Annotated in this window: 25 protein-coding genes; 16 read left to right on the top strand and 9 right to left on the bottom strand. The window is 65.0% G+C overall.

All coding sequences use genetic code 11. The features are described 5' to 3' along the window. Positions 1 to 68 precede the first annotated feature (68 nt). The 5 genes from RHOSA_RS25045 to RHOSA_RS0105965 all read left to right on the top strand — a co-directional run bounded on the left by RHOSA_RS25045 (position 69) and on the right by RHOSA_RS0105965 (position 3,643). Positions 69 to 230 (top strand): hypothetical protein, encoded by a 162-nt coding sequence (locus tag RHOSA_RS25045; protein ID WP_156092577.1) that lies wholly within the window; start codon positions 69 to 71, stop codon positions 228 to 230. 205 nt (positions 231 to 435) lie between these two features. Then, entirely contained in the window at positions 436 to 1,287 is an 852-nt protein-coding gene (locus RHOSA_RS0105980) for a DUF3108 domain-containing protein (protein ID WP_027287957.1), read from the top strand. Between the two features lie 390 nt (positions 1,288 to 1,677). Then, positions 1,678 to 2,697 carry a cobalamin B12-binding domain-containing protein gene (locus RHOSA_RS0105975; protein WP_027287956.1) on the top strand — a complete coding sequence of 340 codons (1,020 nt, stop codon included), beginning with the start codon at positions 1,678 to 1,680 and terminating at the stop codon, positions 2,695 to 2,697. A 120-nt stretch (positions 2,698 to 2,817) separates the two neighbouring features. Then, a complete protein-coding gene (locus tag RHOSA_RS20820; RefSeq protein WP_027287955.1) occupies positions 2,818 to 3,321 on the top strand; it encodes a hypothetical protein in 504 nt (167 codons plus the stop codon). Between the two features lie 46 nt (positions 3,322 to 3,367). Then, on the top strand, positions 3,368 to 3,643 hold the full coding sequence (locus RHOSA_RS0105965; RefSeq protein ID WP_027287954.1) for an acylphosphatase: 276 nt from the start codon (positions 3,368 to 3,370) through the stop codon (positions 3,641 to 3,643). Positions 3,644 to 3,667: 24 nt separating this feature from the next. On the opposite strand, the gene lipB is transcribed toward RHOSA_RS0105965, so the two are convergent. After that, on the bottom strand, positions 3,668 to 4,363 hold the full coding sequence (gene lipB, locus RHOSA_RS0105960) for a lipoyl(octanoyl) transferase LipB (RefSeq protein WP_081728521.1): 696 nt from the start codon (positions 4,361 to 4,363) through the stop codon (positions 3,668 to 3,670). A 215-nt stretch (positions 4,364 to 4,578) separates the two neighbouring features. On the opposite strand from lipB, the gene RHOSA_RS0105955 reads away from it, so the two are divergent. Then, positions 4,579 to 6,987, top strand: a complete 2,409-nt coding sequence (locus RHOSA_RS0105955; protein ID WP_081728913.1) for an NADP-dependent malic enzyme — start codon at positions 4,579 to 4,581, stop codon at positions 6,985 to 6,987. An 81-nt stretch (positions 6,988 to 7,068) separates the two neighbouring features. Beyond that, the gene (gene mgtE / locus RHOSA_RS0105950) at positions 7,069 to 8,472 is read left to right on the top strand and encodes a magnesium transporter (protein ID WP_027287951.1); all 1,404 of its coding nucleotides are present in this window, start codon (positions 7,069 to 7,071) and stop codon (positions 8,470 to 8,472) included. Between the two features lie 58 nt (positions 8,473 to 8,530). Here mgtE and RHOSA_RS0105945 read toward each other — a convergent pair whose 3' ends face one another. After that, positions 8,531 to 8,776: a hypothetical protein gene (locus RHOSA_RS0105945; protein ID WP_027287950.1), complete on the bottom strand. Its 246-nt coding sequence runs from the start codon at positions 8,774 to 8,776 to the stop codon at positions 8,531 to 8,533. Positions 8,777 to 9,090: 314 nt separating this feature from the next. Between RHOSA_RS0105945 and RHOSA_RS20815 the strand changes: the two genes are divergently transcribed. Continuing rightward, positions 9,091 to 9,954 carry an MBL fold metallo-hydrolase gene (locus RHOSA_RS20815; RefSeq protein WP_081728520.1) on the top strand — a complete coding sequence of 288 codons (864 nt, stop codon included), beginning with the start codon at positions 9,091 to 9,093 and terminating at the stop codon, positions 9,952 to 9,954. 67 nt (positions 9,955 to 10,021) lie between these two features. Here the strand turns inward: RHOSA_RS20815 and RHOSA_RS20810 are convergent, their stop codons facing one another. After that, complete coding sequence (locus RHOSA_RS20810) at positions 10,022 to 11,860, bottom strand: ABC transporter transmembrane domain-containing protein (protein ID WP_156092573.1); 1,839 nt, start codon at positions 11,858 to 11,860, stop codon at positions 10,022 to 10,024. A 219-nt stretch (positions 11,861 to 12,079) separates the two neighbouring features. On the opposite strand from RHOSA_RS20810, the gene rpmE reads away from it, so the two are divergent. Next, on the top strand, positions 12,080 to 12,319 hold the full coding sequence (gene rpmE / locus RHOSA_RS0105930; protein ID WP_027287949.1) for a 50S ribosomal protein L31: 240 nt from the start codon (positions 12,080 to 12,082) through the stop codon (positions 12,317 to 12,319). Between the two features lie 172 nt (positions 12,320 to 12,491). Here rpmE and RHOSA_RS0105925 read toward each other — a convergent pair whose 3' ends face one another. Next, positions 12,492 to 12,986: a DUF1465 family protein gene (locus RHOSA_RS0105925; protein ID WP_169816603.1), complete on the bottom strand. Its 495-nt coding sequence runs from the start codon at positions 12,984 to 12,986 to the stop codon at positions 12,492 to 12,494. Between the two features lie 300 nt (positions 12,987 to 13,286). Here RHOSA_RS0105925 and RHOSA_RS0105920 point away from each other — a divergent pair, with 300 nt between their 5' ends. Both RHOSA_RS0105920 and RHOSA_RS0105915 read left to right on the top strand, forming a co-directional pair. Next, positions 13,287 to 13,745: an Hsp20 family protein gene (locus RHOSA_RS0105920; protein WP_027287947.1), complete on the top strand. Its 459-nt coding sequence runs from the start codon at positions 13,287 to 13,289 to the stop codon at positions 13,743 to 13,745. Between the two features lie 455 nt (positions 13,746 to 14,200). Beyond that, positions 14,201 to 15,739, top strand: coding sequence for a peroxidase family protein (locus tag RHOSA_RS0105915; RefSeq protein ID WP_027287946.1), 1,539 nt, complete (start codon positions 14,201 to 14,203; stop codon positions 15,737 to 15,739). 118 nt (positions 15,740 to 15,857) lie between these two features. Here the strand turns inward: RHOSA_RS0105915 and RHOSA_RS0105910 are convergent, their stop codons facing one another. Together RHOSA_RS0105910 and RHOSA_RS0105905 are read right to left on the bottom strand one after the other, a co-directional pair. Beyond that, the gene (locus tag RHOSA_RS0105910) at positions 15,858 to 16,496 is read right to left on the bottom strand and encodes a cation efflux transmembrane domain-containing protein (RefSeq protein ID WP_027287945.1); all 639 of its coding nucleotides are present in this window, start codon (positions 16,494 to 16,496) and stop codon (positions 15,858 to 15,860) included. Positions 16,497 to 16,539: 43 nt separating this feature from the next. After that, positions 16,540 to 16,980 (bottom strand): acyl-CoA thioesterase, encoded by a 441-nt coding sequence (locus tag RHOSA_RS0105905; RefSeq protein WP_037255790.1) that lies wholly within the window; start codon positions 16,978 to 16,980, stop codon positions 16,540 to 16,542. Positions 16,981 to 17,141: 161 nt separating this feature from the next. Between RHOSA_RS0105905 and RHOSA_RS0105900 the strand changes: the two genes are divergently transcribed. Then, positions 17,142 to 18,206, top strand: coding sequence for a cobalamin-independent methionine synthase II family protein (locus RHOSA_RS0105900; protein ID WP_027287943.1), 1,065 nt, complete (start codon positions 17,142 to 17,144; stop codon positions 18,204 to 18,206). A gap of 170 nt (positions 18,207 to 18,376) precedes the next feature. Then, the gene (locus RHOSA_RS0105895; RefSeq protein ID WP_051431856.1) at positions 18,377 to 19,147 is read left to right on the top strand and encodes a DUF4336 domain-containing protein; all 771 of its coding nucleotides are present in this window, start codon (positions 18,377 to 18,379) and stop codon (positions 19,145 to 19,147) included. 150 nt (positions 19,148 to 19,297) lie between these two features. On the opposite strand, the gene RHOSA_RS0105890 is transcribed toward RHOSA_RS0105895, so the two are convergent. After that, the gene (locus RHOSA_RS0105890; RefSeq protein WP_037255777.1) at positions 19,298 to 20,506 is read right to left on the bottom strand and encodes a pyridoxal phosphate-dependent aminotransferase; all 1,209 of its coding nucleotides are present in this window, start codon (positions 20,504 to 20,506) and stop codon (positions 19,298 to 19,300) included. Between the two features lie 223 nt (positions 20,507 to 20,729). On the opposite strand from RHOSA_RS0105890, the gene uvrB reads away from it, so the two are divergent. The 3 genes from uvrB (at position 20,730) to RHOSA_RS0105875 (ending at position 24,382) form a co-directional block, all read left to right on the top strand. Further along, the gene (gene uvrB / locus RHOSA_RS20805) at positions 20,730 to 22,904 is read left to right on the top strand and encodes an excinuclease ABC subunit UvrB (protein WP_156092880.1); all 2,175 of its coding nucleotides are present in this window, start codon (positions 20,730 to 20,732) and stop codon (positions 22,902 to 22,904) included. A gap of 260 nt (positions 22,905 to 23,164) precedes the next feature. Further along, complete coding sequence (locus tag RHOSA_RS24050) at positions 23,165 to 23,602, top strand: PAS domain-containing protein (RefSeq protein WP_169816602.1); 438 nt, start codon at positions 23,165 to 23,167, stop codon at positions 23,600 to 23,602. Positions 23,603 to 23,773: 171 nt separating this feature from the next. Then, a complete protein-coding gene (locus RHOSA_RS0105875) occupies positions 23,774 to 24,382 on the top strand; it encodes a hypothetical protein (protein ID WP_027287939.1) in 609 nt (202 codons plus the stop codon). Positions 24,383 to 24,468: 86 nt separating this feature from the next. On the opposite strand, the gene RHOSA_RS20795 is transcribed toward RHOSA_RS0105875, so the two are convergent. Together RHOSA_RS20795 and mntR are read right to left on the bottom strand one after the other, a co-directional pair. Beyond that, the gene (locus tag RHOSA_RS20795) at positions 24,469 to 25,362 is read right to left on the bottom strand and encodes an OmpA family protein (RefSeq protein WP_169816601.1); all 894 of its coding nucleotides are present in this window, start codon (positions 25,360 to 25,362) and stop codon (positions 24,469 to 24,471) included. 189 nt (positions 25,363 to 25,551) lie between these two features. After that, complete coding sequence (gene mntR, locus RHOSA_RS0105865) at positions 25,552 to 26,022, bottom strand: manganese-binding transcriptional regulator MntR (RefSeq protein WP_027287938.1); 471 nt, start codon at positions 26,020 to 26,022, stop codon at positions 25,552 to 25,554. Between the last annotated feature and the right edge of the window lie 43 nt (positions 26,023 to 26,065).

Here is a 26,065-nt window from a genome sequence, read left to right as displayed (position 1 = left end):
CCGCCTAGTACAGGCCGCCCGCCTCCGGCTGTTACCCTTGGATCAGGGCTTAGGAGCAGTTTGGCGCGTTGCCTCTCCTCACGAACCGTATCACGCGTCCGGCGCTGATCCTGCACCGGCGTTTCTGGGACGGGGCCAACGACCTGTTCGCCGTCAGCCGCACCATCTTTCCCGCCTCGCGCTTCACCTTCGAAATGCGCTTCAGCCGGAACCTGCGTGGTGCAAGATAACGCGCTGACGATTGTCGCGGCGCACACCTTTTCTCCTTCCCGAAGGGCCGTAACTTAAAGGGTCAGGCCGAACGGGCATGCAGGCCGTGGACCTGCACAGCCGTTCTGGTCGACCGCCGTTCTGGGCAAATGCGATCCCGCGACGTGGGAGGCGACGATGGTGCATGGGCTGTGGCTTGTAGGCAGAGGACGTCGAAGGGCAGCGTTGACCCGCATCGCGCTCGTGGGCACGGTGTTTTTAGGCACGCTCGGCCCGGCCCGAAGCGATCCGACTCCCACCACGGTTCAGCCGCCGGTCGGGCTGGCCTACAAGCTGTACGTCGGCGGGTTGAACGCGCTCTCGTTCGACACGCGGATCGCGCTCGATACGGGCGGCTATGATATCCGCCTGCAGGCTCGAACATCCGGATGGATCGGCAGTCTCTGGCCATTCGTCCTCGAGGGCCGGTCCGAAGGCACGCGGGTGCGTGGCGCGTTGACGCCCGAGCGCTTTGCCACCGCCAATCTCTGGGGCGATAACGGCAAGCGCTGGGTACGTATGACCTACCCGTCTCCGAACGCCCCGCCAGAAGTCAACGCCGAGCCCGCACCGACCGCGGACGATCGCGCGGTCGTTCCGGTTTCGGCGCGCGCGGGCACCCGCGATCCGATCAGCGCGATCTACGGTCTGATTCTGGGTCAGGGCGAAATCTGCTCGGGGGAGCATCGGATTTTCGACGGCCGCCGGCGCTACGACATCTCCGCCGAGCGGCTCGGGTCCGCGCAGGTGCCGGAAAGCTCCTACGCTGTCTATAGCGGCACGGCGGTCAAGTGCCGCCTGAGCGTGAAGAAGGTTACCGGCTTCTGGGAAAAGTACGAGTCCAAAAGCCGCTATCCGGACACGGTCGATGTCTGGCTGGCACGCATTACCGATGACCTGCCGCCTCTGCCCGTACGCATTCAGACGAACACGCGGGTTGGAGAACTGCGCGTGCACTTGACTGGCGTCACCCGCGGCCCCGCGACCGAACTTCCGGATGCCGGCCTGTTCCCATTACAACGTGCTGCCACCGATTAGTACCAGACAGAACGCCATCGGCCGCCCGCGCCCGACGCCTACCTGTGCGAGAAAAGTTTCACACCTCTGCGCCTGCTAATAAGGCATTTAGCAGGACGAGTTCGATATTTTGTGCAATCCACCTATCCCGCCAGTCACATGGGTTGAAATAATCGCTGTCGATGGTAGTACGCCCGCGCTCATTCATTGGTGGCTGACCGCTGTCAGCACAGGCTGACGACAGCGTCAGAACCGTTGGATACGAAATGTCGCGCTTTACACTTAGTTTAGCAGGCCTAATCTAAAATAGTCGAACATTCCCGGGCGAAAGGTTAAGGCATGCCTGCCATTCACGGCGACCCGGCCCACTTGGTTCAAGGTTGGACCTGGAGTGTCGCCGGACAGCTGCATATGCGCCGCCTCAAGATCGCCGAGCAAGTCGCGAGCCGGCTGCTTTCGGAAATGCCGGCGTTGCAGCAGATGGGCGGCGATGCCACGCGCTACTATGTCGAGCGTGATGTCGCGTGGGTCCTGGAGCATCTGTCGCAGGCAATCGCCTTGACCGACCCGATCCTGTTTCACGATCACATCGCCTGGGCGAAGTCGATGATGGTCGCGCGGGGCCTCAAACGCGCCAATCTGAAACGCACCTTGGAGCTGATCGCCGAGGTGCTCGACGAGGACCTCTCGCCGGCGATCTATTCCAGCACGATCACCATGATCGAGGACGCGCTCCAGCGCCTGGACACTCGAACGGAAGAACCGCCCGGCGTCCTCAACGAACCTGGCCTGCACGCCGATTGCGCCCGCGACTACACCGAGGCCCTGCTCGCCGGCAACGCCCAGGCCGCCCGAAGGCTCGTCCGCGAGAAGGTGCGCATCGGCACGCCGGTGGCCGACATTCTGTTACACGTCATCGAGCCAGCGCAGGTCGAAGTTGGCCGATTGTGGCAGATCAATCGGATCGATGTCGCGCAGGAGCACTTCGCGACCGCCGTCAGCCAGGACCTGATGAGCGAACTGACCGGCTGTGTGCGTACCAACGGCGATAGCGGCACCGTCGTCTCCGCCTGCGTCGAGGGGGAGTTGCACGACACCGGCCTGCAGGTCGTCAACGCCCTGCTGCAACTGAACGGGTGGGCCACCCACTACCTCGGCGCCAACACGCCAAAGTTGGCAATCCAGATGGCGGTGCGTCGGGTCCAACCGGAGGTGCTGGCCCTGTCCGTCACCACACCCTACCTGGCCTGGCGACTGCCCGACATAATCGCCGGCCTGCGCAGCGATCCAATGACGGCCGGTGTGAAAGTCCTGGTGGGCGGCTATCCGTTCCATGTCTCCCCGTCCCTCGCCAAGTGGATCGGTGCCGACGGCACGGCCCGCAACGCAGAGGACGCCGTGCTGCTGGCGGGCAACTTCGCACGGGTCTAACGCGCGGACAGCTGCCGGCTCTGCTTACGGCGCTTACGGCCTGCCCCCTTAACCAGCCAAGCGCGCTGCTTCACCGAACGCGTGACAGCGGCGAAGATGGAAGCCACAGTCCGAGGTGCGATGGAACAGCTCGAATACCCGGATTTGGCAACCTGGGAGGAGCGTCGGCGCTGGTTCGAGGCGCTGGAGACAGAACGTGCGCGCGGCGGGGCGGCGAGCCGGCTGTCCGAGCAGGCTTGCGCGCTGATGGTCGATCTGCAGGCGACTTTCTGCGCGGGCGCCTGGGCATCGGCGATCATCCTGGCAGCCATCATCGTGGACAGCCAGGGCCGCTTCCACCGACCCGACCCGGAGTTACAGCAGGATCTCGGCTGGCTGCGGTTGACCCGCAACGCGCTGGTCCACGAAGACCCGCGCGAGCCCGCGATCACCATCGAAGATCAATGGACCAACCGCCGCGCCTGGGAGCGCGATGCCCGGCGGGCCGTGCAAACGGCCATGGCCGCGCTCTATCCTGGCGCGCCCGACGACATCCGCTCGGCGGAAGCGGAAGAAACCGAATGGGCCCCTGAGACCTGGAACAATCTGGGCGCAGACGATGCCTCCGAAACCAACGGACGGTAGCCACCCAAACGGCGATCAAGCGAGCGACCAAGGGGGAATGACCAGTATGAAGCGCGTGCACGTGCGCATTCACGGCCAGGTGCAGGGAGTCTGGTTCCGCGGCTGGACGGTCGACGAGGCCAGCCAGCGGGGCCTGCATGGCTGGGTCCGCAACGTTCACAACGGCACGGTCGAGGCGGTTTTTGCCGGCGACGATGCCAAGGTCGACGAGATGATCCAGCGCTGTCACGAGGGTCCACCTGCCGCTCGCGTCAGCAAAGTCGATGTCGAGGCGACGGAGGAGCCAGTGGACAGCGGCTTTTACCAGGCACCGAGTGTGTGACGACCCGGAAGCGGCGACGCCCTGCTACCCGAACACCTCGGTAAAGGCGCTTTGCAGTGCCACGTCGACGTCTTCCAGTCCGACCGGATAGCCGAGCGCGGCGAGCGAGGTCACGCCGTGGTCGCGGATGCCGCACGGGACGATGCCATCGAAGTGGCTGAGTTCGGGATCGACATTGAGCGCGATGCCGTGAAACGACACCCAGCGGCGCACGCGCACCCCGATCGCGGCGATCTTGGCCTCCCGCCCGCCGTCCAAGGGAACCCAGATACCGACCCGGCCCTCACGCCGCTCGCCGCGCACGTTGAACTGGGCGAGCGCGCGGATCACCCACTCCTCCAGCGACCAGACGAAGCGGCGCACGTCGAGGTCGCGCGCCTTCAGGTCCAGCATCGCGTAGGCGACGCGCTGGCCCGGACCGTGGTAGGTATATTGCCCGCCCCGGCCGGTCTCATAGACCGGAAAACCGCCGGCATCCACCAGATCGGCCGGGTTCGCGCTGGTCCCCGCGGTGTAGAGCGGCGGGTGCTGCAGCAGCCAGATCAACTCTGGCGCCCCGCCGGCGCGGATATCCGCCACCCGCGCTTCCATCGCCTGCATAGCGTCGGGATAGGCAACCAAGCGGTCGCTCACCGCCCATTGGGGCTGCGGCGCTGCAGGTTGAGCGGACGTCTCATAGGCGGACGTCCCGGGGGCTTCGGCTTGCTCGCGTGGGGGCAATCTGCTATCTCCCGCAAGGTCGTGACAGCGCGCGATTTTTCGGCTTCTTGGCCGTCAGTGCCGGCGGCCGTCAGCGCCGCCTGAGCGGCCGCATCTTTCCAGCCCGTGCGGTCGAAGCGCGCCGCGCGGGCGTTTTCATGACCGCCTCCGCCGGCGCCGCGAAGCTTAACGCCGGCGCTTCGCACGGGTCGATCCGCGAAAGGGAGATCACGCCGATGGCCCAGCCCCCCCGCAGTCCTTCGGACGACCGCCAGTCGCGCGACGCTGCAGAACGCGGCCCACGTGAACGTTCGGCGCAACTGCCCCAGCAGACAAGCCCGAACAAGCACGGCGACCTTGGCCAAGCGGCGCTGCATTACCACCGCGAGCCGACCCCCGGCAAGATCGAGGTCGCCCCGACCAAGCCGCTGGGCAACCAGCGCGACCTGGCGCTCGCGTATTCCCCCGGTGTCGCGGCGGCGTGCGATGCCATCGTCGCCGATCCGAAGGAGGCCGCGGGCCTGACCACACGGGGCAACCTGGTGGGCGTGGTGACCAACGGTTCGGCCGTCCTGGGGCTGGGCAACATCGGCCCGCTCGCCTCCAAGCCGGTAATGGAAGGCAAGGGCGTTCTGTTCAAGAAGTTCGCCGGCATCGACGTCTTCGACATTGAGTTGAAGCAGGACGACCCCGAAAAACTGATCGAGGCGATCGCCGCGCTGGAGCCGACCTTCGGCGGCATCAACCTTGAGGATATCAAGGCCCCAGAATGCTTCGAGGTCGAGGCAGCGCTCAGGGCGCGCATGGACATCCCGGTATTCCACGACGACCAGCATGGCACCGCGATCATCGTTGCCGCCGCGATCTACAACGCCCTGCGCTTGCGCGAGCAGAAGTTCGAGGAGGTCAAGCTGGTCTGTTCCGGCGCTGGCGCGGCCGCGCTTGCCTGTTTGGACCTGCTGCAAACCCTGGGACTGAAGCGCGAGAACATCTGGGTCACCGATATTCACGGTGTGGTCTATCAGGGCCGCGAGGTGGAGATGGACCACTGGAAGGCGGCCTACGCCCAGGAGACGGACGCGCGCACGCTCGCCGAAGTGATTCAGGGCGCGGACATCTTCCTTGGCCTCTCCGCACCTGGCGTGCTGAGCCAGGACATGGTTCAGACCATGACCGATCCGCCGATCATCATGGCCTTGGCCAACCCGACGCCGGAAATCATGCCGGAGGACGCCCGCGAGGTGGCGCCGGACGCGATCATCGCCACCGGGCGCAGCGACTACCCGAACCAGGTCAACAACGTCCTGTGCTTCCCCTTCATCTTCCGCGGCGCCCTCGACGTCGGTGCCAGCACCATCAACGAGGCGATGAAGACCGCCTGCGTGAAGGCGCTGGCCGATCTCGCCATGGCGGAGCCGTCGGAAGTGGTCCAGAAGGCCTATGGTGGGGATGCCAGCGGCTTCGGCCCGGACTACCTGATCCCACGCCCATTCGACCCGCGGCTGATGCTGGAGCTGGCGCCGGCGGTGGCGCGGGCGGCAATGGACAGCGGCGTCGCGGCCCGCCCGATTCAGGACTTCGACGCTTACAAGCAGCACCTCTCCGAGTTCGTCTTCCGCTCGGGCCTGGTCATGAAGCCGGTGTTCGAACGCGCGCGCCGGCGGCCGAAGCGGGTGATCTACGCCGACGGCGAGGACGAGCGGGTGCTGCGGGCCACCCAGGTCGCGCTCGACGAAGGGCTGGCGCAGCCGATCCTGATCGGCCGCCCCGATGTGATCCACACCCGCGTCGAGCGCCTGGGCCTGCGCTTCGTCGCCGGGCAACACGTTGATGTCATCAATCCGCAGTCGGACCCGCGCTACAACACCTACTGGCAGACCTATCATCAACTGATGGAGCGCAAGGGCGTGCAGCCGGCCGCTGCGCGCACGATCGTGCGCACCAACCCGACCGTGATCGCCGCGCTGGCGGTTTATCTGGGCGATGCCGACGCGATGCTGTGCGGGGTCGAGGGGGTCTATAAATGGCACCTCGCCCACATTCGCGACGTGATCGGCCAGCGCCCGGGCGTACACGACCATTCGGCGATGTCGCTGTTGATCCTGCCGCAGGGCAGCTATTTCATCACCGACACCTACGTCACCGATGATCCCAGCGCCGAGGAGATCGTCGAGATGACGACCATGGCCGCCGAAGGCGTGCGCGCCTTCGGGATCGAACCGAAGATCGCGCTCTTGAGCCATTCGAACTTCGGCAACGCCGACAGCCCCAGCGCCCGCAAGGTGCGGGCGGCCGTGGAAATGCTGCAGCGCGACCATCCGGAACTCGAGGTTGAGGGCGAGATGCACGCCGACGCCGCGCTCAACGAGGATATCCGCCAGCGGATCTTCCCGAACTCCAAGCTGAAGGGGAGCGCCAATCTCTTGGTCATGCCGACCCTGGATGCCGGCAATATCACCATGAACGCGTTGAAGATCCTGGGCGAAGGCTTGCCGGTGGGGCCCATGCTGCTGGGCAGCGCCCGGCCGGCGCATATCTTGACCCCGTCGGTGACCTCGCGGGGCGTGGTCAATATGACCGCCGTCGCCGTGTTGGACGCCCAACGCCAAGCCGCCAGTCGATCGGCGCCCGCCACGCAGCCCTGAGCCCGCACCTCCCCCACCCACAAAAGCGTCAAGACGCGACCGCCCACGAACCTGCTTCCTTAGGACCCGCCAGGAACCTCCATGTCGACCTCCCCGCCCGATCAGGAAACCGTTCAGCCGGATGCGGCGCCCGCCAGCGTGGATGACTATGGCCTGAGCGACGCCCAGATCGAGCGGGCGCACACGGCGATCGAGGCGGGCGACATCACGCAGTTGGAAGAGATCGCCCAATCCCTGCACGCCGCCGACCTCGCCGACCTGATCGAGGAACTGACCACGGACGAGCGGGTGATCCTGCTGGACACCCTCGGCGGCGCCCTGGACCCGGAAGTGCTGTCCTACCTGGTGCCCGCAGTGCGCCAGGACGTGATCGAACACATCGGACCCAAAGGCCTCGCCGCCGCCCTGTCGGAGTTGGAATCCGACGACGCGGTCGAGATCTTCGAGGACCTGGACGACGACTTCCAGCAACGCATCCTGACCCAGCTGCCCGCCGGCTACCGGCTGGTCCTGGAAGAGGGCCTGGCGTTCCCGGAAGCCTCCGCCGGGCGTCTGATGCAGCGCGAGGTGGTCGTGGTGCCGGCGGGCTGGACGGTCGGCCAGACGATCGACTTCATGCGCTCAGCCCAGGACATGCCGGACGACTTCTACGACCTGTTCGTGGTCGACCCGAAGCACAAATGCCAGGGCTACGTCCCGCTGTCGCGCGTGCTGCGGGCAAAGCGGGCGGCCAAGATCTCCGAGGTGATGGAGACCGACGTTCGGCCGATCCCCTTCACCATGGATCAGGAGGAGGTCGCCTACCTGTTCCGGCAGTACGGGCTGGTCTCCACCCCGGTGGTCGACGATTCCGGCCGGGTGATCGGCATGATCACGGTGGACGACATCGTCCACGTGATCGACGAGGAGGCCGAGGACGACCTGATGAAGCTGGCGGGTCTGGGCGAAAGCGACCTCTACGGCCGTGTGCTCGCCACCGCCAAATCGCGGGCCACCTGGCTCACCGTGAACCTGGGCACCGCCGTTCTAGCCTCGCTGGTGATCGGTCTGTTCGAAGCCACGCTGAGCCAGGCCGTCGCGCTTGCGGTGTTGATGCCGATCGTAGCCTCGATGGGCGGTAATGCCGGCATGCAGACGCTCACCGTCGCGGTCCGTGCGCTGGCGATGAAGGACCTCTCGGCCACCAACGCCGTACGCTTTATCGGCAAGGAATGCGCGGTCGGCGCGTTCAACGGCGTGGTATTCGCGGTGATGACGGGCGCCGTTGCCTGGCTCTGGTTCGGTCGGGCGGATATCGGCGTGATCATCGGCCTGGCGATGATCGTCAACATGCTGATCGCCGGGCTGTCGGGCACGCTGGTGCCGTTGGGACTGGAAAAGCTGAAGATCGACCCGGCCGTCGCCTCCGCGGTGTTCCTAACCACGATTACCGACGTCGTTGGTTTCTTCGCTTTCCTCGGCTTGGCGGCACTGTTCATCCTGTAAGCGGGGAACAGCCGGGTGGGCCAACGACGGTGCGTCGCCGCCAGTCATCGCCGGCGGGTCAATGTCGGGCGAAGCGATAGCCGCCCTGCACGACATGCGGATGATCGAGACCGCGATCGGTGGATGCCTCAAATCCGGACGAATCGTCGGCAATGGCCGTCAGCAGATCGATCAGGCATTCGGACCCGTGACCGGTGCAGCGGGGACACGCCTGAAATATGAGCGGCTGAAAATCCACGCTCACCCGCACCTGTAGGGTCTCGCAGCCCATCCGACCGGGCGGCCTGTACATCTGGTCGCTCATTTCTAGACTCCATCGGCCCAAGCCCGTCGGGCCAGGAATTATAAGTCGAAACTTTGAGTGGTGAAACCCTGAAAGCCGCGACCAGGACGGACCCACGCGGCTTTGCACACTCGGTTATGGTAATTTAGCGGCAGCCGTGCGCGCCGGCGCATCGGACACAGCGTCGCACTGCGTTCGGTTGGTTTACACCCTGGGCGTGCACCTAATGCATGTATTCCGACTCCCAAACCAGCCCGGGCGATGTCAAACTACCGGACAGCTTGGCGCGTCCGACCAGCCGCGCTCTGTCCGCTTCTCGGAGCTGGGAGGTGTCGATGTTTGCGCACACACGTGTCGGTCTACGCCGTTTCGGCTGGGGGACGCGCACCGCGCTCGCACTGATCGTCCTGTGCGGCCTCACGGTAGCGCCATCGCCAGCCGCCGCCAGTCAGTGCTTCGCCTTCGTGGAGAAGCCCCCGACCGTCCCGTCACCGCTTCGTCAGGCCAGTTGGCGCCCCGCTCAGGCGCAGGAAGTCGCTGAGGCGCCACAGGTCGGGATCGAGTTTGTCGGCCACGCCACCTTCCGAATCACCACACCGGGCGGTGTGGTGGTGGCGACCGACTATACCGGCAATCACGGTACCGGCCGCCTCCCCAACCTGGTCACGATGAACCGGGCGCACACCACGCACTATACCAACAGCCCGGATCCCCGGATCGCGCATGTGTTGCGCGGCTGGAACCCGGAGGGCGGGGCGGCCCAGCATGACCTGGAGGTCGGCGACCTGCGTGTGCGCAACGTCTCGACCGACATCCGAAGCTGGAGCTCCGCGGCGGTCGACAAACACGGCAATTCGATCTTCATCTTCGAGGTCGCGGACCTGTGCATCGGCCATCTGGGTCATCTCCATCACCGCTTGTCGGACGCCGACCTCGCGCTGATCGGGCGGCTGGATGTTGTCATGGCGCCGGTGGACGGCAGCTGGACGCTCGACCTCCCGAACATGATCGCAACGTTGAAGGATCTGCGCGCAAGCCTGGTGATCCCGATGCATTTCTTCGGTGCGGGCTCATTATCGCGTTTCCTGGCCGGTATGTCCGACGCATTCGAGATCCGACGCGCACAGGACCCGGTGATCCGCGTCTCGCTGGCCAACCTGCCCCGCCAGCCAACCGTCCTGGTGCCCTACGGATATTGATAACAAGCCCGCGCCCGTTTGCACGCACAAAGATACCCTAACGCCCGTTCAACAACCGGCGCCGACGCTACTCCGCCGCGTCGGGACGGGCCTCGGCGCCGAGCGACTGTGCCTGGTTGAACTGCAGCGCGGCCAACCGGGCGTACAGACCGTTTTTCTCCAGCAGTTCCTGGTGGGTACCGGTCTCCACGATCCGGCCCTTGTCCATCACGACCAGCCGGTCCGCTTTCAGCACGGTCGCGAGCCGGTGCGCGATGATCAGCGTGGTCCGTCCCTGCATCAGATGGTCGAGGGCCTCCTGCACCACCTTCTCACTCTCGGCATCGAGCGAACTCGTTGCCTCGTCCAGCAGCAGCACCTCCGGGTTTTTCAGGATCGCCCGGGCGATCGCGATGCGCTGGCGCTGCCCGCCTGACAGGCGGACGCCGCGCTCACCCAGAAAGGACTTAAAGCCCTCGGGCAGTTCTTCGATGAAGGCACGGGCGTTGGCGGCTTCCGCCGCGGCAATCACTTCGTCGTCGCGGGCTTCGGGCCGACCGTAGCGAATGTTCTCCATCGCATCGGCGGAGAAGATCACCGGTTCCTGCGGGACCAGGCCGGTGTGGCGGCGCAGTTCCGATGGATCGGCGTTTTTGAGATCGACGCCGTCGAGCATCACGCGCCCCTGGCTCGGGTCGTAGAAGCGCAGCAGCAACTGAAACACCGTCGTCTTGCCCGCGCCGGAGGGACCGACCAGCGCCACCTTCTCGCCGTCGGCGACCTGGAGATCAAAGTGCTCCAGGGCGGCCATGTCGGGGCGGGACGGGTAGTGAAACACCACCTCCTCGAAGCCGACACGACCCTGCACCGGACTCGGCAGTGTCGCGGGATTGGCCGGCGCCTCGATCTCCGTCTCGGTCGACAGCAGATCCAATAGACGTTCCGTTGCCCCGGCCGCGCGCTGCAAGTCGCCGACTACGTCCGACAGTCCACCGACCGAACCGGCGACCACCACGGAATAGAATACGAAGGCCGATAGCTGCCCGGCGGTGATCGTGCCGTCCAAGACCGCATGCCCACCGACCCAGAGCACCACCGCGATCGCGCCGAACACCAGCAGGATCACCATGGCGGTCAGGGAGGCGCGCGCGATCGTGCGCTTGATCGCGGTGTCGAAGGCATTTTCCACGCGCTCCTGGAAACGCGCGCGATCGATCGGTTCGTGGTTGAACGCCTGCACCGTGCGAATGTTGGACAGGCTTTCGTCGATATAGACTCCGACGTCCGCCACCCGGTCCTGACTGGCACGCGAGAGTTTGCGCACCTGCCGGCCGTAGACGATCACCGGGATCAGCACCAGCGGCACAACCAGAAACACGAGTCCCGTCAGCTTCGGCGAGGTCGCGAACAGGAGCGCTACCCCGCCCACCAGGGTCATGATGTTGCGCAGCGCGATCGGGACGCTGGTGCCCACGACCACCTGCAGCAGCGTGGTGTCGGTGGTCAGGCGGGAAAGCACCTCGCCCGTACGCGTGGTCTCGAAGAAACCGGGCGACAGGCCGATCACATGCCGGAACACGTCGCGCCGGACATCGGCAACCACCCGCTCGCCCAGCCAGGTAACGAGGTAGAAGCGCGCGAAGGCGGCGCCGGCCAGAATCGCGACGACGGCGAACAGCACCAGGACCGCCTGATCCAGCAGTGCCGCGTCCTCCTCGGCGAAGCCCTGGTCGATCAGCAATTGCAGCCCACGGCCCAACGCCAGCGTGGTGCCGGCCGCGGCGACCAACGACAGCAGCGAAAGGACGAGATACCCCTTGTAGGGCCGCAGGTAGGTCCACAGTTCGGACAAGACCCGCACGTTTTTGCTGCGCGGCCGGTCGGGCCGTCGGTTGTTGTCCTGCTCGACCGTCGACTTTTCGCGCATGCTCGCCATTTTGATCGTGCCTTGCCGGGCTTGGGTCTCGGCCGTACACCGCGTGCCCGACGCGCGCGGGTGCCCGCTACAGTGCCGACAGAGGTATCTTACCCGTCGCGACTGGGCAACCAGTGGGGCCGCGTCCTGGACGCGCACGCCCCTGCCCTTGCGTCGTCGCGCAGCGTTGCCTATAACCGCCGCGACCGCGCGACCAGGAGCAGCTGAGAGATGAAAAAAGACATCCACCCCGACTACCATGAGATCACGGTCGTGATGACCGACGGCAGCGAGTTCAAGACGCGCTCCACCTACGGCAAGGAGGGGGACTCGCTGCGCCTCGAGATCGATCCGAAGACGCACTCCGCCTGGACCGGCGTCCACCGTGTGGCGACCCAGGGCGGCCAGATGCAGAAGTTCAGCGAGCGCTTCGGCAACCTGGGCAATCTGTCCGGCAAGAAGCGCGGCTAAGCGATCGGGCGCATCCATCGCGCCCTCTGCTCTCATGGGTACGCGAACGAGGGCATCCGAAGGTCAATTCGGGTGCCCTTTTTGCGTGTTTGTGTGAGGCCGCGATTGACGGCACGCTGCCGTAGCTCACCTTCCCGCCGCTTGAGAGGGAAGCTAGAGGCGGTGCCTCCCCTCACGCCCGGCCGGCTGGCTCCAGCATCATGTCCAGGCGCTGGATGCGTTCGTAGAGGCTGCGCGAGCGCGTAAGCAGCTCGTTCAGGCGTTCGGGCAAATAAGCCGGGTCGATCGCCGGCTCGGCCAGACAGGTCTCCTGACCGCTCAGGCGATTACCGGGCTTCAACGTCTCCGCACGGTCGACCTCGCCATCCTGGACCGCGCGTTGCAGCATCAGCCAGGCCATCACCTGGGTCATGCGCGCGGTCGCCCGCATTTCCTCACAGCTTGCGACCAATTGGGTGTCGTGATCGAGCGCCGCCCTGTCCACCGGAGCCTGGTGGGCGATGTAGTCGCGCACCGCACGGGTGAGCTCCAGCGCCTCGTCGTAGGTGCGCACGATCAGCACGCCCGTGTCGACGATCTTGTTGGCGGCGCTTCCGGGGGTCGTCCCGCTGCCAGGCACCGATTGCGGTTCCGCTGCTCGTGGATGGGAATGACGGATGGCACGCACACGCGTCTCCCCGCGTGTAACGCAGTTTGCGGCCCCTAAGCTTAACAAGCCGTTGGCGCGGGGCCGACCCAAAATTCGCTCTCCGGTGCACCGGGGACCTCTTGAACCGGACCCGCGGCTTCCCAGTTATAGCTTGCTCCGAGCCGTGACACGGGCGGACGCCGTAACGTCCGGGCGCCCTTGGTGGGCCCGGACCAGGCATTCCGCGCAGGCTCGGCGCATTGTCCGCCGCGGCGGGCCGACTCGACAGGTGGTCAGCCGCGGATTCCGTATCGCTTGTCAGTTGAGGATATGGTTGCCATGCGTACTTACGATTTCAGCCCCCTGCTCCGCTCCGCCGTCGGTTTCGACCGGATGGCGCAAATGATGGACGGCCTCGCCCGCGGCGAGGAAACCGGCTATCCGCCCTACAACATCGAAAAGCTGGGTGAGGACGCCTATCGGATCACCATGGCCGTCGCCGGCTTCAGCGAAGACGAACTGGAGGTGACCACGAAGGACACCACGCTCGTCGTCTCCGGCAAGGCCAAGGAAAACGAAGGCGAGGCCACCTTCCTGCATCGCGGCATCGCCCGGCGTGCTTTCGAGCGTCGCTTCGCGCTCGCCGAGCACATCAAGGTGACCGGGGCGCGCCTGGAGAACGGCCTGCTCCACGTCGAGCTGGTCCGCGAGGTGCCTGAGGCGAAGAAGCCGCGCACCATCGAAATCGAGCGTGGCGCGCCCGCGCAATCGAAGGTGATCGAGAGCCAGGCCGCGTAAGACGCGCTGGCGCTGCTAACCTGTACGAACCGGCCGGGGGTATCGCCCCCGGCCGGCTTTTGTGTGACCGAGCCCATCACGATCAACGCACCTCCCCACTCTGCTCCCTGACATCCTGCAACAGCCATGCGGGGATGGTGCGCATCGGGCTGTCGCAACATGCCCGGCAATCAGAAACGGGGGCCGGTTTGGTGCAGGTGGCCGCTCCCTTCGCCAGTTCCGGGCCGGAAGCAGTTGCCAAGAATTCTTGCGTAGATTCAGAGCGCAATTTCGCTTGAACTTGATTTCTTTCTACAAAAAAGAGCCAGTCGACCCGGAGCACCTGAGGGCCATAAAATCATCAAGTCGCTTGCACTGATGAGTGCCGGACACAGCGTGTACGTCTGAATAACTAAAAATAGAAAATATCAGTATGAACCGGGGGTTTGCTCATGTTCAAATCGATGTCGCATGGAATGACTGAGTCATTCGACGCCGAGATTCAATTTCGCACCCCATTTGGCTATATGTTCGAATATATGGCGCGTGACGACAGTCGTCTCCTGCCATATAGCGGCCAAGGGGAAGAGACGGTCCGGCGCCTTCAATATCTCGGCGACCAAATGGGCGACCCCGGCGAGCAAGGCACGCCGCGCCCCGAATTCGATTCAGACATCCCGGCCGTAATGACCTACTTCGGCCAGTTCATCGATCACGACCTGACGGCCAATACGGACCGCGAAGGCACGCTGATCAACATGATCGAGTCGAATAAAGGGCTACTCCCCCTCCCGATGGAGGCGGTGATCGGCGACGAGCCGCAGCTCGTCAACGGACGGCGCCCGCAATTCGACCTGGACAGCGTCTACGGCGATGGCCCGCCACTGATCCCCGGTGTACAGACCACCGCCAGCGAACTCTACGACCAGCACCTCAAGCTGCGCCTGCAGCATGAACACTCTTATATCGACCTGCGCCGCCAGGGCCGGGACGCGCGCATTGCCGATGCGCGAAACGATGAAAACATCATCGTCAGTCAACTGCATGCGATGATGCTGCTGTTCCATAACAAGGTCGTCGAGGGTCTGAAGGCCAACAACGCCGACCGCGACCCGGCGTTCGCTTACGCCCGCGCCCGCCAGATCGTCCGCTGGTGCTATCAATACATCGTCATTAATGAATATCTGCCCGCGGTTTGCGATGAGGCGATCGTCGAGGATGTGGTCCGCAACGGCCCACGCTTCTTCGGGCCGGGGCTCAATGCGCTGCCGCTGTACATGCCGATCGAGTTTTCGGTCGCCGGCTTCCGCTTTGCGCACTCCATGATCCGCCCGTTCTATCGACTGAACGGACGGCATGAACTGAAAATCTCAGATCTCCTTGGCCCCGCGCGCAAACGTCAGAAAGGCAAGTTCGATCCCCTGGAGCCGGCCGGCAACGACTACCGCCTGAAACCAGACTTCGTCATCGAATGGAGCAATTTCGTCCCCGACCTGTACGGCCGGCATCAATCGGCGCGCAAAATCGACCCAAGGCTGGCCCGCGGCCTGTTCGACCTGGAGAGTGCGCTCGGCAGTGACCGTAAGGGAGCCAATCTCAGCCATCTCGCGCGGAGCAATCTGCTGCGCGGCTATCACCTGCGCGTACCCACCGGCCAAGCGGTCGCCGAAGCGCTTGGCATACAGCCCCTCTCCGCCAAGGAGCTGACGGCGACCGACCAGAAGATTGCCGAGGCTCTAACCGACGGCGGGTTCCTGGATCGGACGCCCCTCTGGTACTACGTGCTGCAGGAAGCCGCCATCCAGAAGGATGGCAACAGCCTTGGCGCTGTCGGCAGCCGCCTGGTGGCCGAGGTCATCGCGGGCCTGATCAAAGGCGACCCGAACAGCTATCTCCACGCCAGAGATCATCGCGCGGCCACGCTCGGGGGAATCGAAGTGTGGACACCGCGTCGCGACAAACGCCGGATCGCGACGCTGGCCGACCTCATCGAGTTCGCAGGCGGTCCGACATAATTACATGATGTTCGGCCCACGACACGCCGAACGCCAGCCGCGCGCCGCGCCAAAGACTCCAACCGGTCGGGGCCACCCCCGGCCGGTTTTACCTATGGTTGACGCCAATCCAAGGCAACTACGCCGCCGGCGCCCGGACCGTGCGGCCGTCACGTAGCTCCCCCAGCGCCTGACGTACAATGCCAGTAGCGGAGCTGAAGAACAGGCCGGCCATCACGCCGGCGACGGCCAAGTCCGGCCACGGCGTGCCGCTGGCGAAGACACCCAAACCGGCCAGAACGACCGCGGTGTTGCCGATCGCATCGTTGCGGCTGCACAGCCAGACCGAGCGGACGTTGGCATCACCGTCGCGGTAGCGCAGCAGAAGCAGCGCCGCGATCACGTTGACCGTACAGGCAAGCACCCCGATCCCGGTCATGACGAAGGCATCCGGCTGGCCCAGCACGATCACGCGGTAGAGCGTGGCTGTCAGCACGACGAGCCCAAGGACACCCAGCGACACCCCCTTGAACAGGGCAACGCGCGCCCGGGTGGTCGCCGCCCCGCCAATCACTGCCAGGCTCAACGCGTAGGTCGCGGTATCGCCCAGGAAGTCGAGCGCGTCCGCCTTGAGCGCCATCGACTGCCCGGCCAGGCCGGCGGCCATCTCGACCCCGAACATGCCGGCGTTAAGGGCGATGACGAGCCAGAGCACCCGTTTGTAGCGCGTGCTCAGTCCATCGAACGTGACATCGGACCCGCAGGAACATCCCGTCATAGCCGAAAGGTAACGCCTGTCCGTACGAGGGCCAACCATGGGCCTATCCGGCCTGCAGCTTCGCCAAAGCCGCGCGGATTTGTTCCGGGATCGCCACCGCCGTGGTCATGTCGCCGCGCGGAACGAATACGTGAACGAACCGTCCTTCCGCGCCGGCCTCTTCCCGACCGGCCTTGAACAAGCCGATCTCATAGGTGACCGAGCGACCGCCCAGGCGCGCGACACGCAGCCCCGCCTCGATATCTTCGGGGAAAGCGAAGGCCGCGCGGTAGCGGCAGCTGCTCTCCGCGCACACCCCGATGACCTCGCCGTTCCAGGGATCGAGCCCGCCTTCCTGGATCAGATAGCGGTTAATCACCGTGTCGAAGTAGGAGTAGTAGACCACGTTGTTCACGTGGCCGTAGATATCGTTGTCCATCCAGCGGGTCGGGATGGTTAGGAAATGCGGGTAGTCGGCCCGCGTCGTCGGCTGGTCGTCGCTCACGGCCTTCACGATCCTTCAGGTGGCTGACACGCAAATCTGCAAAGCAGGCGGCAGCGGCGCTGTCAATTCGTCTGCCCCGCCGCCCTCTCCGGCACGCGGCGTTGCCGCCAGGCGCAGGACTGTGGCAGAGCATGTGCGCAAGACCGTGCCAAGGAGGCGTCATGCCTGTGCCCACCACCACGATCGGCGCCTATCCCAAGCCCGACGACGTGCCCCTGCGTGGCTGGCACGAAGCCAAGCCGGAAGCGGAGCAGGGCCGGCATCCGAGCGATCCAACGCGCTCCGTGCGCGAGCGCGGAAGGGTCGACGCGGCGGCGGAGCAACGGCTGCTCGACCGCGCGACGCAGGAGATCGTCGCCGAGCAAGCGGAGATCGGCATCGACGTCCCGACCGACGGCGAGGTCCGGCGGGAGCATTACGTCTTCTACCACCTGCGTCACCTGCACGGGATCGACTTCGAGAACCTGGAAGCCCGCGAGCTGCGCCAGGGCGGCTGGACTGCCTACGTTCCCGTGGTGCGCGGGGAGATTCGGGCGGGCAATCGCTTTCTGCGTCACGATTGGCGTAGCGCGCAGCAGGCGACCGCCAAACCGGTCAAGATCACGGTGCCCGGCCCGCTTACGATCGCCGGCACGATCGCCAACGAACATTACCCCGACGAGCGCGCGCTGTGCGCTGCCCTGGGCGACGCGCTGAACCAGGAGATCCGGGATTTGGCGGCAGCCGGCTGTCCCTGGATCCAGGTCGACGAGCCGCTGTTCGCCCGCCATCCGGACAAGGCGGCCGCCTTCGGCGTCGATAACCTGGCGCGCACCCTGCACAAGCTGCCGTCGGAGACGCACAGCTGCGTCCACGTCTGCTGCGGCTACCCGGCGGAACTGGACCAGGAGGATTACCCCAAGGCCGACCCCCACGCCTACGCGCAGATCGCCGAGCCGCTGGACCAAGCCCCCGTGGACGCGGTCAGTCTGGAGGATGCGCACCGCCCGGCCGACTTGAGCCTGCTGGAGCGATTCACGCGCACCACCGTGATCCTGGGCTGCGTCGATGTCGCGCGCAGCCGCGTCGAAAACCCGGACGACATCACCAGCCGCCTGCGCCAGGCGTTGGGGCACATCGACCCGCACCGCCTGATGGCTGCGCCCGACTGCGGCCTTGCGCTGATGCCGCGCACGCTGGCGCGCGACAAGCTACGCGCCTTGGTGGCCGGGGCGCGGGCGGTGTAATCCCAAGCAGCTGCTGGGAGCGCAGGTAACACACATGCGTGGTTCCAGACCTGCGCACGTTCAGGCAGAACACCACCCCCGCGATAACATGGCACGCGCAAAGCGAGGGGCGGACATGCGGGGCATGTCATATTAAACTGCCACAGCCCACAACCATGGTAACGCCTGCCATGCCACAAACCGACGATGTAGAAACGATCGATCCCTATCCGCCGCTTGGCACGCTGAAAGCGTTTGCCGAGGATATTTGGGTCGTGGACGGGCCCGTCGTCCAGATGAAATACATCGTCGGCAGCTTGCCGTTCTCAACCCGTGCAACGGTGATCCGACTGCCAGACGGACGGCTGTGGGTGCATTCTCCCTGCGCCCTGACGGATGGACTGCGAACTGAACTGGACACGCTCGGCCCCGTGACCTGGCTGGTGGCGCCGAACAAGCTGCACTGGCTCTATCTCGCCAACTGGCAGCGTGCCTACCCCGACGCCTCTACGCACGTCGCACCAGGGGTTGAGACCAAAGCCGAAGCAGGCGGCTTCCGGATCGACGCGATCCTGGGCGACGCCGCGCCGACACAGTGGGCCGGAACGATTGATCAGGTGCTCGTGCCTGGAAGCTTCATGACCGAAGCGGACTTCTTCCACCAGCCGAGCCGCACGCTGATCGTGACCGATCTGATCGAAAACTTCGAACCGGAACGTCTGCATCGGCGCTGGTTGGCTCTACTGATGCGACTTGGCGGTGTGATGGCGCCGACCGGCAGCACACCGCGCGACCTGCGCCTGACGTTCCTGCCACACCGTGCTGCCGTCCGCGACGCCGCTGCAACCATGCTGAATTGGCAACCCGAGCGGATCGTTCTGTCACACGGCCGCTGCTACACGCGCGATGGCACGGCGACACTGCAACGAGCCCTCGCCTGGACCAACGTGAAGACAGCGTAAACGCGCGTTCGCGCAGGCCGCGTATCGGCACGCATAAGGGCATCCGCGACGCCTGCTGGAAAATCGCAGGCGCCGCGGCGAAGCCGTCCCGACGACCGTTGCCCCGACGGACCGTTGCATGGAATAGAGCGACGGGCAGCCGGCCCCCCCCTACTCGCTCAGTTGTTCACACGCCTGCCGGATGCGCTTGCAGGCTTCCTCCAGCGCCTCGGTGGAAGTGGCGTAGGAGATCCGGAAATAGGGCGACAGGCCGAACGCCTCGCCCTGGACGCAGGCGACGTTGGCTTCCTCCAGCAGGTAGGTGACGAAGTCGCCGTCCGACTGCAGGCGGTTGCCCTGCGGCGTCTTCAACCCGATCACGCCGGCGCAGGAGGGATAGACGTAGAACGCCCCCTCCGGCTTGGAGCAGGTCAGGCCCGGGCACTGGTTCAGCTTCTCCACCACCAGGTCGCGGCGCTGGCGGAACACCTCGTTGTTCGAGGCGATGAAGTCCTGCGGGCCGTTCAGCGCCTCGACCGCGGCGGCCTGGCTGATCGACGACGGCGAGGAGGTCGACTGCGACTGAATCTTCGCCATCGCCTTGATCAACTGCGTCGGCCCACCGGCGTAACCGATCCGCCAGCCGGTCATGGCATAAGCCTTGGAGACGCCGTTCATGGTCAGGGTGCGGTCGAACAACGTCGGCTCGATCTGGGCGGGCGTGCAGAACTCGAAACCGTCGTAGACCAGCTTCTCGTACATGTCGTCAGTCAGCACCCAGACGTGCTCGTGCTTCTTCAGCACGTCGGTGATCGCCTGCATCTCGTCCTTCGAATAGGCGGCGCCCGACGGGTTGGAGGGGCTGTTCAGGATCACCCACTTGGTGTTCTTGGTGATCGCGTTGTCCAGATCCTCCGCGCGCAACTTGAAGCCGGCGTCCTGGCTGCACGGCACCGCCACCGGCTCGCCGCCGCACAAGAGCACCATGTCCGGGTAGGAGACCCAGAAGGGCGCGGGGATCACCACCTCGTCGCCCTCCTCGATGGTGGCGAACAGGGCGTTGAACAGCACCTGCTTGCCGCCGGTGGCAACCGAGATGTTCTCCGGCTTGTAGGACAGGCCGTTGTCGCGCTCGAACTTCTGGCAGATCGCCTGCTTCAGCTCCGGCGTGCCGTCAACCGCGGTGTACTTGGTGTCACCCCGGTCCATCGCCGCCTTGGCGGCTTCCTTGATGTGATCCGGGGTGTCGAAGTCGGGTTCGCCCGCACCCAGGCCAATCACGTCCTTACCGGCCGCGCGCAGTTCGCGCGCCTTGGTGGAGACCGCGATGGTCGGCGACGGCTTGATCCGGTCCAGCCGGCTGGCGAGGAAGGAGGACATGGCGGGAGCTATCTCGCATGTTGGCAAAGTGAGTTTCCAGCCGCGCACGCTAGCCGAGGGCCCGGGGGGTGTCCAGGCGGGGTGTGGGCGAAGTGCCCCTCCATGTCTTGGCAATCACGCGACCTCCCCCTAGCCGCCCCCACCCCTCGCGCCCTACATTGGGAGCATGCCACAGGACACCGCGCTCGTTTCCCAGGATCCGGCCGAGGTCGCGCGTCAGCGCATGACCAAGCCGGAGTCGATTCCCTTCGACCTGCAGTCGGACTACCAGCCGGCCGGCGACCAGCCGGGGGCGATCCGGGAGATCGTCCAGGGCCTGGAGGCCCAGGAGAAGGACCAGGTGCTGCTCGGCGTCACCGGCTCCGGCAAGACCTTCACGATGGCGCACACCATCCAGCAGGTGCAGCGCCCGACCCTGATCCTGGCGCCGAACAAGACGCTGGCCGCGCAGCTGTACGCGGAGATGAAGAGCTTCTTCCCGAACAACGCGGTGGAGTACTTCGTCTCCTACTACGACTATTACCAGCCGGAAGCCTACGTCCCGCGCACCGACACCTACGTCGAGAAGGAATCCTCGATCAACGAGCAGATCGACCGGATGCGCCACGCCGCCACCCGGGCGCTGTTCGAACGCGACGACGTGGTGATCGTGGCGTCGGTGTCCTGCATTTACGGCATGGGCGCACCGGAAACCTATTCGCGGATGACGGTCACGGTGCACCAGGGCGACCGGCTGGACCGCAACGAGTTCCTGCAGTCGCTCACCGAGCTGCAGTACAAGCGCAACGACATCAACTTCGAGCGCGGCACCTTCCGGGTGCGCGGCGACACCATCGAGATCTTCCCGGCGCACTACGAGGACCGGGCCTGGCGCGTGTCGCTGTTCGGCGACGAGGTCGACGCGATCCACGAGTTCGATCCGCTCACCGGCAGCAAGACCGACACGCTTGAGCGGATCAAGCTGTACGCCAACAGCCACTACGTCACCCCCCGGCCGACGCTCCGCCAGGCGATCAAGCAAATCAAGGAAGAGCTGACGCAGCGCCTGGAGTACTTCAAGCAGCACAACATGCCGCTGGAAGCCGAGCGGCTGGAGCAGCGCACCACCTTCGATTTGGAGATGATGGAGGCGACCGGCTCCTGCCCCGGCATCGAGAACTACTCGCGCTACCTGACCGGCCGCAATCCGGGGGAGCCGCCGCCAACCCTGTTCGAGTACCTGCCGGACGACGCCATGCTGATCGTGGACGAAAGCCACGTGACGGTGCCGCAGCTCAACGGCATGTACCGCGGTGACACGGTGCGCAAGAAGACGCTGGCGGATTATGGCTTCCGCCTGCCGTCCTGTATGGACAACCGCCCGCTCAAATTCGAGGAGTGGGACGCCATGCGCCCGCAGACCACCTACGTCTCGGCCACCCCGGGGCAGTGGGAACTGCGCCAGACCGGCGGCACCTTCACCGAGCAGATCATCCGCCCGACCGGCCTGATCGATCCCGTCTGCGAGATCCGCCCGACCGACGGCCAGGTCGACGACCTGATCGCCGAGGTGCAGGAGGTCCAGAACCAGGGCTACCGCGCGCTGGTCACCACGCTCACCAAGCGGATGGCGGAGGACCTGACCGAATACCTGCACGAAGCGGGCCTCAAGGTGCGCTACATCCACTCCGACGTGGACACGCTGGAGCGTATCGAGATCATCCGCGACCTGCGTCTCGGCCACTTCGACGTGCTGGTGGGCATCAACCTGCTGCGCGAGGGGCTGGACATTCCCGAATGTGCGCGCGTGTGCATCCTGGATGCCGACAAGGAGGGCTACCTGCGCTCCGCCACCGCGCTGATCCAGACGATCGGGCGTGCGGCGCGCAACGTCGACGGCAAGGTCATCCTCTACGCCGACCAGCGCACCAAGGCGCTCAACCAGGCACTCAGCGAGACCGAGCGCCGGCGCGAAAAGCAGATGGCCTACAACGAGGAGCACGGCATCACCCCGGAGACGATCCGCAAGCAGATCTCCGACGTGATGCAGTCGGTCTACGAGAAGGGCGACCACGTCGAGGTCGATACCGGCCAGGGCCGCGATGGCGAGACGCCGGGCGCCGGCCACAACCTCAAGGAATCGATCGCCGATCTCGAGAACCGCATGAAGGAGGCGGCCGCGAACCTGGAGTTCGAGGAGGCCGCCCGCCTGCGCGACGAGATCAAGAAGCTGGAGCAGGCGGATCTGGGCGTGCCCACCGACGGCGCCCAACAGGGCGGCGCCGGCGACTTCGCCAGCAAGATCGCCGAAGCCGACGCGGCGTCGAAATCGAAAAAGCAGCGCGGCAACAAGGGCAGCGGCCGCGCCGCGTCCAAGCAGCGCTCCGGCAAGCCCAGCGGCAAGCGCGCGAAGCGCTAGTCTGGCAAAAAACGGCCTGCGTACACACGCAATTTTCAAATATTGGTATGTATGCGCCGTTCCCCCCTCACTCCCCAAAGGCTATCATAAAGGTGGTTTGTCAATCGCCGTCCGTGCCACGCCTCTCAAAGCTGGAGGTCGACATCCGACCGCGTGTTCTCCAAGCCGAAAACACCTGGCACTACGCAAAGTGTGACCGCTATGCAGCGCCTGAACGATTCGGCCCCTTCGCGGATTTGGTGCGTCTGTGGCAAGCGCGGGTGCCAGAGAACGGTCGCCTACCCGGCCGGAACGACTTCGACGCGGTGGACTTCAAAAGCTGGCTGGGCCGGATCTTCATTGCCCGGATCGAGCGGGAACCGTTTAACCTGCGCTTCACCCTGTGGGGCACGAAACTCACGGAATGGTGGGGCGTGGACTACACGCATAAGACCCTTGGCTCCGCTTCCAACGATCCAGAGGCGCTGCAGGCCATTGAGCTTGCCTATTTCCAGGAGATGGACCGCGATCCCTTCATCGGGATTGCCTGCGGCGTGCTCGACCAGCATCAGCGCGCGTTCATCAAGGTGATCGGGCTCGACCTGCCGCTGATCGACGACGGCAATCTCACCCAGGTCCTCTCCGCCCATTTGGAGATCAAGCTGGACCAGGAGATTCCGGACCTGCTGCCCGCTTGCCCAATACTGCGCTACTTTTAGGCCGATACTGGCCTGGGGGTGATCGCGATAGGGATATGTTCTGCATCGACCCGAAAATACCGGTCGATAAGGGTTCCGCCCAACCGGTCGATGCGTGATATACAGACCGCCCCGGTGGCCCCGCGCTTCCGGGGGAATCGATTTCCGCAACGGAACAGGCTGGAGCTCAGCATGCGGCCACGGGTCCCCGATAGCCAACACCGCGGATGGGCCTCCCGGCTCGTCCTCGCAGGTCTGCTGGCGCTGCCAGCTGCCGGTACGGCGGCTGCGGACACGCTCGTCGAATTCAATGTTGTCGCCCGGGAGAACGGACCGGCGATCACGGACGGAGTCGACCTGCACGTCTGGTCACGCAACGGCAAACGGGCCATCCGCAAGGTGGCCGAGTTCACCGGCGCCCCGACGAAACTGCATCTGGAGCCCGACGAATACCGCGTGGTCGCCCGCTACCGCCACGCACGGTCGATCACGGATATCGAGGTGGGCGTCGGCGAATCGATGTCGACGACCCTCAACCTCAACCTCGGCGGGCTCGAACTCGAACTGTTACGATGTCCCGGCGCCAGCCCGGTCCGACATGACGTCTCCTGGACCGTGCACCCCTACCGCCGGGGCAAGAAGGCAGCTCCCCCGCTTGTGGAGACACAGGAGCCGGTACCGGCGCTTGGCCTCTCGGCGGGCTGGTACAAGGTTGCCGCCCACCACGGCGCAGAAACCTATACCCATATCGTCGAGGTTTCGGCCGGCCGCAGCCTGACCTACTCCCTGTTCATGAAATAATGGACTGTCACGAAAAAGGCGTGTGACGCACCCGCGTTGTCCACACGGGGCGCCACACGCCTTTGTTCGATATCGCTGCTGTAGGCTTAGAACAGCGAGATTTCGACGCGACGGTTGCGCGGCTCGGCCACGCCGTCGGCGGTCTCGACCGCCAACTGGTTCTCACCACGCGCCGCAGTACCGATCCGGTCCTCAGCGATATCGCGGCCGGTCAGGGCCTCCTGCACCGCCTGCGCACGGCGGAAGGACAGGTCCTGGTTGTAATCCTCCGGACCGACGGTATCGGTGTAGCCGGTGGCGGAGATTTCCGCATTCGGGCGATCCTCGGCCGCCTCGGCGACCTGACCGATCACCTCACGCGCTTCCTCGCTCAGCTGGGCGCTGTCGAACGCGAAGTACACCGTGAAGCTCTCGGGTTCCGTGCTATCGACCTCCTCTGGGGCGGCCGGAGCGGTCTCGCTTGCCTGGTCCATCTCGGCTGGCTCGGCCGCGTTCTGTACGGTCTGGAACGCCTGTTCGAAACGCTGACGGCATTTGGCGATCTGGTCCGGCTGGGTCTCCTCTACCCAGCAATCGAACGCAACTTGCGCTTCCGCTGCCGCCTCGGGCGTATCTTGGCGTGCGCCATTGTTCAGCGCATCGAGCAGGTCAGCCCGTGCCTGACGGATCGCAGGCAACTTGGTGTCCATCTTATCGACACCCTCGACGGCTTCATTGCCATCGCCATCGAGCGTCAACGGCTGGACCGTCTGACCCGCAGCGACCCGTTGCGCCCGCTGGGCGTACAGATCCGAGGAATTGTAGTCGCCATAGTCGTACTCGAACTGCGACCGATCGACGTAGCCCTCGTACAGTGCAGAATTGAAGGCGCCGCCCTGGACGTTCAGATTGCGGGTATCCTCCAACTCGGTGCCTGCGCACGACGCAAGCGCCAACGCGCAAACGCCGATTGCAGCCGCCCGAATTAAGCTTTGTGCCATATCGACACCCCCTTGTTGCGTGGGACTCATCCACTTCGCGTGATCACCCGAAGCAGAGTTGACCCTTTATGTGTTCAAGACAAGCATTTGAAACAGCCATCTGCAAGGACGGCTGTATGCGCGGTTTATGACCTGTGTATGACCGGTGGCACACTGTGGTGCAGATAAGGAACCCATGCGACGCGAGGATTATTCCTTACGTAGCCGCGCGCGCATCGCATCAAGCGTTTCCTCGCTGACGTGGTGTTCGATCCCTTCAGCATCCGAAAGCGCTGTCTCCTCACTCACACCCAGGGTTCGCAGGAACTGCAGGACAACGGCATGACGCTCGCGACTGGTCTCGGCCACTTCCCGCCCCTCCCGGGTCAGGAAGATCGCGCGATAGGGCTCCGTTTCAACCAGTCCCCGATCCTGCAGACGCCGCACCATCTTGGCCACGGTCGCCTGGCGTACGCCCATCCGCTGGGCGATTTCGACCGCACGCGCCTCTCCCTTGGCGTCGATCAGGTCGGCAACCAACTCGACGTAGTCCTCGATCAGCTCGGTCTCGTGTGCCTTGCGGACACTGGCGTGCTGACGCGCCTGCGCATCCGCGCCCAGCAGTTCGCCGCTGTCGGTCGCAAGGTGGGAAAGTTTGGGTGTACCGCGTGCCCGTGCCATTGCCCGCGTCATAGCTGATTGCCGCAGCCTTGGCAAAAGCACT

It is taken from the genome of Rhodovibrio salinarum DSM 9154, assembly GCF_000515255.1.
Classification (GTDB): Bacteria; Pseudomonadota; Alphaproteobacteria; order Kiloniellales; family Rhodovibrionaceae; genus Rhodovibrio; species Rhodovibrio salinarum.
Note: the sequence above shows the minus strand (reverse complement) of the source record. Positions and strands in the feature narration are given on the sequence as shown.